This is a genomic window from Halomonas sp. ALS9 (assembly GCF_001651035.1).
Classification (GTDB): Bacteria; Pseudomonadota; Gammaproteobacteria; order Pseudomonadales; family Halomonadaceae; genus Vreelandella.
Map to the genome: position 1 here is coordinate 189,281 of NZ_LXRG01000210.1, position 11,398 is coordinate 200,678.

The 11,398-nt window shown below is 51.8% G+C and carries 12 protein-coding genes; 11 read left to right on the forward strand and 1 reads right to left on the reverse strand.

From position 1 onward, the window contains the following. Nucleotides 1-45 precede the first annotated feature (45 nt). On the reverse strand, nucleotides 46-981 hold the full coding sequence (locus A6R74_RS20000; protein ID WP_240488283.1) for a LysR family transcriptional regulator: 936 nt from the start codon (nucleotides 979-981) through the stop codon (nucleotides 46-48). 250 nt (nucleotides 982-1,231) lie between these two features. Here A6R74_RS20000 and rhmD point away from each other — a divergent pair, with 250 nt between their 5' ends. The 11 genes from rhmD to A6R74_RS22850 all read left to right on the forward strand — a co-directional run bounded on the left by rhmD (nucleotide 1,232) and on the right by A6R74_RS22850 (nucleotide 11,396). Continuing rightward, nucleotides 1,232-2,416: an L-rhamnonate dehydratase gene (rhmD, locus tag A6R74_RS20005; RefSeq protein ID WP_064236218.1), complete on the forward strand. Its 1,185-nt coding sequence runs from the start codon at nucleotides 1,232-1,234 to the stop codon at nucleotides 2,414-2,416. Between the two features lie 72 nt (nucleotides 2,417-2,488). Beyond that, nucleotides 2,489-3,493, forward strand: coding sequence for a TRAP transporter substrate-binding protein (locus tag A6R74_RS20010; RefSeq protein WP_064236219.1), 1,005 nt, complete (start codon nucleotides 2,489-2,491; stop codon nucleotides 3,491-3,493). 20 nt (nucleotides 3,494-3,513) lie between these two features. Next, entirely contained in the window at nucleotides 3,514-3,993 is a 480-nt protein-coding gene (locus tag A6R74_RS20015) for a TRAP transporter small permease (protein WP_064236220.1), read from the forward strand. After that, complete coding sequence (locus tag A6R74_RS20020; RefSeq protein ID WP_064236221.1) at nucleotides 3,990-5,273, forward strand: TRAP transporter large permease; 1,284 nt, start codon at nucleotides 3,990-3,992, stop codon at nucleotides 5,271-5,273. Before A6R74_RS20015 ends, A6R74_RS20020 begins: the two co-directional genes overlap by 4 nt. A 26-nt stretch (nucleotides 5,274-5,299) precedes the next feature. Further along, complete coding sequence (gene rhaM / locus A6R74_RS20025) at nucleotides 5,300-5,635, forward strand: L-rhamnose mutarotase (protein WP_064236222.1); 336 nt, start codon at nucleotides 5,300-5,302, stop codon at nucleotides 5,633-5,635. Next, nucleotides 5,626-6,510 (forward strand): amidohydrolase family protein, encoded by an 885-nt coding sequence (locus tag A6R74_RS20030; RefSeq protein ID WP_064236223.1) that lies wholly within the window; start codon nucleotides 5,626-5,628, stop codon nucleotides 6,508-6,510. Before rhaM ends, A6R74_RS20030 begins: the two co-directional genes overlap by 10 nt. Before the next feature lie 30 nt (nucleotides 6,511-6,540). After that, on the forward strand, nucleotides 6,541-7,311 hold the full coding sequence (locus A6R74_RS20035) for an SDR family NAD(P)-dependent oxidoreductase (RefSeq protein WP_064236224.1): 771 nt from the start codon (nucleotides 6,541-6,543) through the stop codon (nucleotides 7,309-7,311). Nucleotides 7,312-7,342: 31 nt separating this feature from the next. Next, nucleotides 7,343-8,140 carry an aldolase/citrate lyase family protein gene (locus A6R74_RS20040; RefSeq protein ID WP_064236225.1) on the forward strand — a complete coding sequence of 266 codons (798 nt, stop codon included), beginning with the start codon at nucleotides 7,343-7,345 and terminating at the stop codon, nucleotides 8,138-8,140. 76 nt (nucleotides 8,141-8,216) lie between these two features. Further along, nucleotides 8,217-9,653 carry an aldehyde dehydrogenase gene (gene aldA, locus A6R74_RS20045; RefSeq protein ID WP_064236226.1) on the forward strand — a complete coding sequence of 479 codons (1,437 nt, stop codon included), beginning with the start codon at nucleotides 8,217-8,219 and terminating at the stop codon, nucleotides 9,651-9,653. A 33-nt stretch (nucleotides 9,654-9,686) separates the two neighbouring features. Further along, nucleotides 9,687-11,195, forward strand: coding sequence for a purine-cytosine permease family protein (locus A6R74_RS20050; protein ID WP_064236227.1), 1,509 nt, complete (start codon nucleotides 9,687-9,689; stop codon nucleotides 11,193-11,195). Nucleotides 11,196-11,231: 36 nt separating this feature from the next. Next, nucleotides 11,232-11,396: a hypothetical protein gene (locus A6R74_RS22850; protein WP_165603406.1), complete on the forward strand. Its 165-nt coding sequence runs from the start codon at nucleotides 11,232-11,234 to the stop codon at nucleotides 11,394-11,396. Nucleotides 11,397-11,398 lie beyond the last annotated feature (2 nt).

The window sequence follows — 11,398 nt, forward strand, 5'->3', positions numbered from 1 at the left end:
GTGCAGACTCCCATCAGTTTGGCCGATCCAATGGATCGGCTTTTTTTACTCCCACTGCACGGCATTGCGACGCAAAATATCGCAAAAGCCGGTCACCGGTTCGCCATAAAACGTATCTTTTCGAGTTAATAATCCAAACGGCGAAAGCGTTCGTCCAAGGTTCAGCGGCAGCATCTCAATAAGCCCTATATTGAGGTGATCTCTGAGAACGGATTCAGCCATTACCAATAGTGCATCGCTTTTTTGTACTAGCTGTAAGGCAGCAAAGATTGAACCGCATTCGATGATATCGCGTGGCGACATTAATCCTTCCATTTCCAGCTCTTTCTCTAGTGCTTGGCGTGCAGGCGTGGTTAACGGTTGTAGTATCCAGGGCCAGTGCTCTAGTAGCTGCTCAAGGGGCGGCAAAGGAGCATCGGTTAAGGGGTGACCACGGCGTACCACAGTAACCATGTTTTCGTTACCCAATGGCTCAAAATCGAACTGATTATGCTGAATAGAGGTCGCATAGCGAGCGATTGCGATATCTACTTTACCCTGTTCCAGTAGCGCTACTAATTGATCGCTAGTTTCACCCATCAAACGAATTTGTAACATGGGACGTTGGCGTTTCATCTCAATGATCGCTTGAGCCACTAAGTCAGGTGCGGCCCCCATAATAGCGCCAACGGTTAACTGCCCGCGTCCCCCAAGCTGGTAGCGGTGAACTTCTTCGGCGCAGCGATCCAAGCGAGTTAACGCGTTATCAGCGAACTCCACCAGCATTTCGCCCACTTTAGTCGGGCGCATGCCCTTTGCCATACGTTCGAATAACTGGCACGCAAACACCCGCTCGATTTCACTCAGCATACGTGTCGCGGCTGGCTGCGACATATGCATGACCACGGCAGTCTGGTGTAGGTTACCCACTTTGCCTAATGTCGAGAGCATAAGAAGGTGCTTATAACGAAGCCTGGCTACCAGCAATTGAAAGCTTTCCATTCTCATCTCACTATTGAATTGATACCCAAACGGTATGGTGTTTGCGTGTCATTTGGCTGTGCGACATTAGTCTAGTGATTCGGATTCTTATTATTGAGCGGTTGCACGCAAGCTGGCGCCATTGCTGGCTTAATGCCATCTGATAACTTAAAGGTATCGGGACGAACCAGATAATCATTGGCTACCTTGCTCGCTTTTACTTAGAACTTCCTCAACAAGATTACGTTAACAAGCATAACGAGGAGTGCTTATGAGCGAGCCCACCATCAAGCAAGTGCGCGCCTATACCGTCCGGGGGGGCGGTGCTGACTACCATGACCAAGCCGAAGGTCACTGGATTGATTCCCAAATCGCCACACCCATGAGCAAGTATCCAGAGTACCGCATGACACGCCGAAGCTTTGGGCTCAATGTTTTGGGCACCTTGGTGGTTGAGGTAGAGGCGAGCGATGGAACCTTAGGGTTTGCTGTGACCACCGGTGGCGAAATTGGTGCTTGGATTGTTGAAAAGCACCTTGCCCGCTTTATCGAAGGGAAACAGGTAACTGAGATCGAAAAGATTTGGGATCAAATGTTTAACGCCACGCTCTATTACGGTCGTAAAGGGGTGGTGATTAATACAATTTCCTGCGTTGATCTGGCGCTTTGGGATCTATTGGGTAAGGTACGGCAGTTGCCGGTACACCAGCTATTAGGTGGCCCGGTTCGCGATGAATTGATGTTTTACGCTACTGGTGCACGCCCTGATCTCGCCAAAAAAATGGGTTTTATTGGTGGCAAGATGCCCCTCGTTCATGGTCCAGCTGAAGGCGATGAGGGGTTACAGAAAAACCTGGATCACTTGGCGAAGATGCGAAGCGCTGTCGGCGATGACTTCTGGCTGATGTACGACTGCTGGATGAGCCTGGATGTTAATTACGCCACCCGGCTAGCTCAGGGAGCTAAGGCGTACGGCCTCAAGTGGATCGAAGAAGCGCTTCCGCCCGATGACTACTGGGGCTACGCACAGCTCAAGCGCGATGTGCCCAAAGGCATGCTGGTTAATACCGGTGAGCATGAGGCCACCCGTTGGGGCTTCCGCATGCTCCTGGAAATGGAGTGCTGCGATGTTATCCAGCCGGATGTGGGGTGGTGCGGTGGTATTACAGAGTTGATCAAGATTTCAGCACTGGCCGATGCCCACAATAAGCTGGTGGTACCTCATGGCTCGTCGGTTTACAGCTACCACTTTGTGATCACTCGCCATAATAGTCCGTTCGCTGAATTCTTGATGATGGCACCGAAAGCCGATGAAGTCGTGCCTATGTTTAATCCGCTGCTGCTGGATGAGCCGGTGCCTGAAAATGGCCGTATGGCGGCTTCCAAACTGGACAAACCAGGGTTTGGCGTGCGCCTTAACCCTGACTGTGAACTTTCTAGGCCATATCAACATTAACATTGGCCTACCGCGCAATGTCTTTGCTAATAAGCAAGGACATTGAATTCTGTAATACCAGGGGAAAATACAATGATAACGAATAGCACCTCACGACGCTTTATCTCCAAAATGACCACTATTGGTGCTGCCGGGTTGCTCTTTATGATGCCCTTTGGCAGTGCTTATGCTGAAACGAAGATTCGTTTTGCACACCACATTTCGACTGACTCTGAGCAGCATTTAGCGGCAGAAAGATTTCGTGATCTGGTCGCTGAATACAGTGACGGTGAAGTACAGGTTGAGATCTTTCCCGCCGGACAAATGGGAGGGCAAAGAGAGATTATTGAGTCTGTTGAGTTTGGCGTACTAGAGATGGGGTACGGTGAGTCAGGTCTATATGCCAACTACGTTCCCGAATTTGGCTTATTGACGCTACCTTACCTTTATCGCGACGTTGATCATTGGGAAAACGTGGTGACAGGTGAAATAGGCGACCAGTTGATTGGACAATTGGTTACTACTTCCGGAATCAGGCCGCTTAACTGGATTCTGGCAGGCTATCGAGATACCTATCTAGCCGAAGGGCAAATTGATGGCCCCGATGATTTCAGAAACTTGAAGATTCGCGTACCAGAGTCTCCTGTATTTGTGGGCACCTTCTCTGCACTGGAAGCTCAGCCGACGCCTGTGCCCATGCCGGAGGTTTATACCGCGTTACAGGCAGGTGTTGTCGATGCCATGGAAGGAACCCCAGAAGTTGGTTACACCTTCCGCATTTTTGAGGTCGCTGAGTCACTGTCCAAAACACGTCATATTCTTTTCGATGGCAGTTTTGCCATTAATGAGTCCTTTTACAACAACCTTTCTGATAGTGACCGTGAAGCGGTAAACCGGGCCGCACGGGAAGCGGCCGAAATGCAGCGCAGTGAGTGGTTTGAGCGAGAGCAGTCATGGTTTAGCCAGCTAGAAGAAGAGGGGATCGCTATCAATGAGGTGGATCCAGTGCCCTTCCAGGAAGCGCTGGCAGGCTTCCGTGAGGAGTTTGCTGCCAAGATGGGTGCCGTAGAACTCCTTGAGTCCATTGGCCAGCAGTGACTCTGATAAGGAGCTCGCAAATGCGTCGTTATCTGGATACGGCATTTGCCACCCTTGGCGCCATGACCGTCGCCATATTTGCGGCGATCATGGCGTTAATTTTCATACAGGTCATCAACCGGTTTCTCCTGGGTCTGCCACTTTTTTGGACAGAAGAAGTGGTGAGGATGCTGCTGGTTTGGTTGGTACTTATGGGAACCCCTGTGGTGGTTTACAAATGCGATGAAATAAAAGTGGAGCTGTTTCAGTTTAAGAGTAATCGCTTTGAAAAAGTGAGGCGTTCCGCAGTGGCAGCCATCTCAATCATTTTCTGTGCCTTTTTAGCTTACTGGGGATATTTATTCACACTCCGCGCGTTGGGAACCATGCAGCCCTCATTGGGTATTTCTAGAGCTTGGTTGTATGCCCCCCTGCCTATCGGGGCTGTGCTGACGATCCTTGCTTTCATTGTTCGTCGTGATGAAGCGAAAAACGCATCAGACGTAGAGGGGCCAGTATGATCGTTGCCTTGATGTTTGGATTATTTACAGCTCTCCTCGCTTTCGGCGTGCCCATCGCCTTCGCCATGGGGCTTAGTGCCATTGCTGTCCTGGTCATTGATGGCGGGGTGCCACTTTTGGTGTTGCCTCAGCGCTTTTTCAGTTCTCTGGATAGTTTCCCTTTGCTGGCCATCCCGCTTTATATCTTTGCCGGGAATCTAATGAATTATGGTGGTATCACCTCGTCAATTGTTGGCTTTTCCCGCTCCTTAGTGGGCCATATACGGGGCGGGTTAGGGCAGGTGAATATCATGACGAGTGTGCTTTTTTCAGGGATCTCAGGTTCGGCTTCAGCTGATGTGGCTGCGGTCGGTGGGATGATGATTCCTGCGATGAAAAAAGAGGGCTACAAGCCAGAATGGGCGGTAGTGATTACCGCCGCTTCGGCAATCTTGGGCCCCATTATTCCGCCTAGCCTACTCATGGTGATCTATGGAGCCATGACGGGGCTTTCCATTGGCACGCTGTTTTTGGCCGGTATCGTTCCGGGCCTGTTTCTCGCCATGATCATGATGGCGTTGGTTTACTGGAAAGCTGATGAGATTGGTGCGCCGCGCCATCTTAGAGTCAGCTTAGGTGAAACCGGCAAGGTGTTTTTGAAAGCAGCACCCGCGATGGTGATGCCAGTGATCATTGTAGGCGGTATCCAGAGCGGTTTGTTCACGCCTACCGAAGCCGGCATTGTGGCCGTCGCCTATGGGCTCGGGTATGGCCTGATTTCGCATCGCCTAAATGTTAGGAATACCTACCGGTTCGCTCTTCAGTCTGTCGTCACTTCCGCGAGCATTCTGATCATCCTGGGCAGTGCTGCCTTGTTTAGCTGGATTATTGCGCGAGAGGGCGTACCCGCCACATTAGCTACTTGGCTCTCTAGTGTAACCAGCGAACCAGCCATTGTACTGCTGCTTATCGTGCTGGTACTGATCCTCGTCGGCATGTTTATCGAGACAATTTCAGCGCTGATCTTAATGGTGCCGATACTGACGCCGATTGCCCAAATGTTCGGGTTCGACATGATCCACTTTTCAGTCGTGGTCATTATTGCGCTGCTGTTAGGTTCGCTGACGCCACCAGTGGCTTTAATCGTTCTATTGGGCTGCAAGATCGCTGAGGTTGATTACATGAAGACAATGCGCCCACTCGTGCCTTTTTTCATGGTTCTCGTTATTGGGTTGCTGTGCATCATGTATTTACCCTTCTTGACACTTGGTCTACCTGGCCTGCTTGGGGCTTTTGACTAGTACTACTGAAATAGAAGGAGCAGTTTATGCTAATCAAGGCACTGCGAATGACTCTCTACCCTGGCCAAGCAGATGAATACCAGCGTCGGCATGAGGCGCTCTGGCCGGAGCTTTCAGATGCTCTGGCCGATGCTGGCATTGAGGAGTACCGCATTTTTTTGGATCCGCGCAGTCACCACCTGTTTGCGATTATGGTCATGCGTGACGATAACCAGGTCGATCAGCTTGCTGAGCTACCGGTAATGCAGCGCTGGTGGGCCTATATGGCTGACATTATGGAGACAGAAAACGATCATTCGCCGGTCAGCGTACCGCTTGATGAAGTGTTCGCCTTTTTACCAGGAGAGCCGTCGTGCAAGTAGTCGACCCGCACCTACATTTCTGGGCGCTTGGCCAGGGCAATCAGCCGTGGCTTGAGCACCCTACCACTAATCTGCTGGGGGATTATTCCCCAATGGCTCGCGATTTTGGGCCACAGACATTGCTTGAAGAGTGTGGAGACATTGAGCTGCTAGGGCTGGTGCATGTGGAAGCCGATGCCGTTGACCCTATCGCCGAAACTCAGTGGCTAACCGGTGAACTGGCTGAGCACAATAAGCTTAACTGGGCGCTAGTGGTAGGCGTGGATCTTTCCCAGTCCAATGTTCAAGCTCAGTTGGAGACCCAGTGCGCACTTTCTGAACGTGTGCGTGGCGTTCGCCAGATTCTGAATGTGCATAGCGACCCGCTGTATGACTACGTGGGTCGTCACTATATGCGAGAGCCAAAGTGGAGGGAAAATTTCGCACAACTCGCGCGCCTAGGGCTCTCGTTTGATTTACAGATTTATCCCTCTCAAATGGCCCAGGCCGCCGCCCTGGCTGCCCGCCACCCTGAAACACAGTTTGTGCTCAACCATGCGGGCATGTACGTGGACCGCCAAGGCGTAGAAGGCTGGCGGACTTGGCGCGATGGTATGCGCTTATTGGCCGCCCAAAACAATGTCGTCGTTAAGCTGAGTGGCTTTGGGATGCTGGATCATCACTGGTCGCTGGGCAGTATTCGCCCGCTGATTCTTGAGTCGCTGGATGCTTTTGGTACCGAACGCTGCTTATTTGCCTCCAATTACCCCGTCGATGGGCTCTACGCGCGCTATGCGGATATTTGGCACGCCTATGCCGCAGTGATCGCCGATACCAGTAAAGAGGAACAACACGCGCTGTTTGCGGGTAATGCGCAGCGTATTTACCGCCTGTAAATAGAACCTATCACTATGAAGGAATTGATTATGCTGCTGACCGATAAAAACGTCATTATCACCGGTGCCTCACGGGGCATTGGCCGCGCTGCCGCTCTGGAGTGCGCGCGGCAAGGGGCTAATGTCGTCATTGGCTATAGCGGAAGCCCCTCCAGCCGCTCAACGGTTGATGAACTGATTAAAGAAATTGAAACATTAGGGCAGAGAGCCGTCGCCGTTGGCGCCCCAGCGGGTGACCCGGAGACCGGTGAGCTACTGGTAGAAGCCGCCGTTAGCAACTTTGGCAGCGTTGATGTCTTCGTCAACAACGCGGGTATTTGCCCCTTCCACAGCTTTCTCGATATGCCGCGCGAACTGTACCTTGAAACGGTCAATACCAATCTTAACGGCGCCTTTTTTGCCGTGCAGGCGGCAGCAAACCAAATGAAGCGTCAGGGCCGTGGTGGCGCCATCATCGCGGTCAGCTCTATCAGTGCTTTGGTAGGCGGCGGCATGCAAACCCACTACACCCCGACAAAAGCCGGGCTGTTATCGCTGATGCAATCTTGCGCTATTGCATTAGGCCCCTATGGCATTCGTTGTAACGCTCTCCTGCCGGGAACGATCGAAACAGATATCAATAAAGACGACCTTGCCGATCAGGGTAAGCGCGATTACATGGCAAGCCGTACCCCCTTGGGGCGTTTAGGGCGCCCTGAGGATCTCGCAGGCCCTATCGTTTTCCTCGCCTCAGAGATGGCGCAGTACGTCACCGGTGCCTCGCTGCTGGTTGATGGGGGCATGTACGTCAATCTGCAGTAAACGGTTTTTATCGCTTTCAAGGAGCTACTGCATGCAAATGCCCGTTAATACATTTAAAAGCGCGTTGGCCAAAAGCGACCCCATGTGGGGTTGCTGGGCTGGTTTTGCGACTGGTTATGCCGCTGAAATAGTGGCGAGTACTGGTTTTGATTGGTTGCTGATTGATGGTGAGCACGCACCCAATACGGTGCCAACTATTTTAGCTCAACTGCAGGCAGTGGCCCCTTATTCAGCGGCGCCGGTGGTACGTAGCGTTAACCAGGACGGTGCGTTGATCAAACAACTACTCGACATTGGTGTTCAGACACTGATGGTGCCCATGGTGGAAAGCGGTGAGCAAGCTGCGACGCTGGTGCGTGCTACTCGCTACCCACCCCATGGAATACGCGGCGTCGGCGGCGGCTTAGTACGTGCAACCCGTTGGGATGGCGTGGATGACTACCTAAATAAGGCGCATGAGTCGCTGTGCCTAATCGTACAGGTTGAGTCACCTAAGGGCGTTGAGCAGGCGGAAGCGATTGCGACAACTGACGGTGTTGATGCGGTCTTTATTGGCCCGGCAGACCTTTCGGTGGGAATGGGGCACCCAGGCAATCCCGGGCATCCAGACGTTCAAAAAGCCATTGAGAAGGTTGTTAAAACGGTGCAGGCGGCAGGTAAGCCCGTGGGTATTCTGGCGCCGCTTGAAGATGACGCGCGCCGCTACCAGGCACTTGGCTGCCAATTTATTGCGGTGGGGATCGATATAAGCCTGCTTCGTCAGGGCGCGCTGGCAACCGTTGCACGCTACAAGGGGCAAGCCGCGAGTCAGTCTTCCAGCACTTATTAACGAAGCATTTCTTAACTCAGCACTTACCAGCAGATGGTCTCTGTGAGGCCAATATAATGACAATAGGAGAATGAAGATGACACAGCCAACCATTTATCAAAACTATATCGACGGTGCATTTGAAGCAGCCCAGCAACACCTGGAAGTATTTAACCCCGCCAACCAAAAATTATTATCGCGTGTTCCCGCTTCCAATGCTGACGATGTCGAACGAGCGTTGGATGCTGCGCGTGGAGCGCAAAAAGGCTGGGCAGCGACGCCTGCCGTCGAGCGTGCTGCCTTTCTACACCGTTTAGCCAATAAGCTGCGTGATAACGTTGCCCATTTGGCACGTACCATTACGGAAGAGCAGGGGAAAATCAGCGGGTTGGCGGAGGTGGAGGTCAACTTTACCGCCGACTATTTGGATTACATGGCCGAGTGGGGACGCCGCATTGAAGGTGAAATCATTCAAAGCGATCGCCCGAAAGAGAACATTTTCCTTTTCCGTAAGCCGCTTGGAGTAGTGGCAGGTATTTTACCTTGGAACTTCCCGTTTTTCCTGATCGCCCGGAAGATGGCGCCAGCATTAGTCACGGGTAATACCATCGTGATTAAGCCCAGCGAAGAAACGCCCAATAACTGTTTTGAGTTCGCCCGCCTGCTTGATGAAGTTGGTCTGCCAAAAGGTGTTTTCAACGTGGTTAGCGGCACAGGCGCTGAAGCGGGTAACGCTCTTACAGCGAGCCAGAAGGTCGATATGATTAGCTTTACGGGCAGCGTAGAAACGGGTTCACGCATTATGGCCAATGCCGCTAATAACATTACCAAGCTCAACCTGGAGCTGGGTGGTAAAGCCCCTGCCATTGTGCTGGATGATGCGAATCTCGACCTTGCGGTGAATGCGATCCGCAGTTCACGGATTATCAATACCGGGCAGGTATGCAATTGCGCCGAGCGCGTTTACGTTCAGCGTGGCGTTGCGGATGAATTTATCGCGCGTATTGCTAACGCAATGGAAGGTACTCGCTATGGTGATCCACTAGCGGATAGCGATGTTGAGATGGGCCCCATGATCAACCGAGCCGGTCTAGATAAAGTGGCTCAAATGGTAGAAACCGCACGTGGAAATGGGGCTGAATTGATTACCGGCGGTAGTGTCGCGGATCTGGGAGCCGGATTCCACTTTGAGCCTACGGTGCTGGCTGGGTGTCGCCAAGATATGGCCATTATGCGCCAGGAGATTTTTGGCCCGGTTCTGCCTATCCAAATCATCGATACCCTTGATGAAGCCATAGCGCTGGCCAATGACTGTGAATACGGTCTTACCTCCTCGATCTATACCCGCAGCCTTAATAACGCCATGCAGGCCTGCCGTGAACTTGATTTTGGCGAAACCTATATTAACCGCGAGAACTTTGAAGCAATGCAAGGCTTCCACGCTGGCGTTCGTAAGTCCGGTATCGGTGGGGCGGATGGTAAGCACGGTCTATATGAATATACCCATAGCCATGTGGTGTATCTGGAGGCCTGATACTCAACGCTAACAACAATAGAGGTACACGCCATGAGTAATGCAAATTACTCCGCCCCAGCGGCAGCAGCGCCTGCTGTTGGGGGTGGGGAGTACGAGCGTACGCCGGTGCCTGAAAAGGCCCGGCTTGGCTTCAAAAGCTTTATCGGTATGTACGCAGGTGAACACACTGCCGGTACCGAGTTGATGATTGGCCCGCTCTTTGTTTTGGCAGGGGTTGCCGCTTTCGATGTGGTGGTAGGACTGTTAATCGGTAACTTGTTAGCTGTATTAAGCTGGCTGTTACTCACCGCGCCGATTGCAACACGGGTTCGGTTAACACTGTATTGCCACCTCGAAAAAATTGCTGGCCGCTATACAGTCATACTCTATAACTTAGCTAATGGACTGGCATTTTGCTTTCTGGCTGGTGCAATGATTACCGTATCTGCCACGGCAGTAGGGGTATGGTTTGGTTTCCCACTTCCAACACTTGCCGATTTGCTGCCCAATAGCCTTGGCTGGGTACTTAGCGTTGTAGCCGTTGGCATCGTGATTACCTTAGTGGCTGCCTATGGCTATCGCTTTGTGTCCTGGTTTGCCAACATCGCAGCGCCGTGGATGGTGCTGATGTTTTTGGGGTTTGGCATTGTTTCCTTGAAGTGGTTTATTGATGCCACAGGTGCAGAAGTAAGCTCGGCAAATGATCTATGGATGCTGGCAGAGACCGCTATCTGGACGGGTGTTGAAGTGCCAGGTCAGCCTAGCTTTTCAATTTGGCACGTTATCTTCTTCGCTTGGTTTGCCAATATGGCCATGCACGTGGGGATGTCTGATTTAACGATACTGCGCTTTGCCCGTAAGAGTTGGTATAGCATAGCCTCGGCTGCAGGGATGTATGTAGGCCACTTTATGGCTTGGTTGTCGGCTTCGATGCTCTTTGCCTTTCAAATGTACGAGGCAGGATTGACCAGTGATGCTACGGTTATTGCAGCGTCTGAAGCAGGGCAGATACCCAATCCTTTGCCAGGGCCGCTTGCTGACCAAGCGCTCGGGGTGGCTGGGCTAATCTGCGTGATCATTGCCGGTTGGACAACGGCGAACCCAACTATTTATCGAGCGGGATTAGCATTTCAGGCGGTCATGCCCTCTGTTTCACGCTTTAAAGTCACAATAGGCACAGGCCTTCTTACCACCGTCGTGGCGCTGTTTCCTGGCGTCGCAATGCAGCTATTAGATTTCGTTGCTCTTTACGGCTTGTTGCTGATGCCCATTGGTGCTGTGATTTTTGTCGACTATTGGGTACTGCCAAAACTTGGCTTAAAAAGCTTTTATGCAGAGTATGCGGGCCATAAGTTCACTGTGCCGGTGATAGGCACTTGGTTAATTACTTTGATTATTTGCTTATTCATGTCGCAGTTTGCCGGTATTGAAATATTTTTTGTCGCCTTGCCTGGGTGGTTTATCGCAGCGGCACTCTTTATTGCGCTCAGTTTTGTCACGCAGCGCCAACGGGCTGGGCAAGTTGATAGACCAATGGTAAGGGCTGATCAGCTCCGCTGACATCGCACCTACTGTATCAACACAGGAGTCGACCTAATGCGCACGCTGCTGCAGATTATTTCATTTTCAATGCTTGTCTTCACGGTAGCATTCCCAATGCTTTATCTTTTCGATGTAATGGGTGAATCAACGATGAAAGGCGCCATTCTGGCGGTTACAGTCGTTTGGTTTGTAGCAACACCCCGCGCGCTCAATAACTAAGT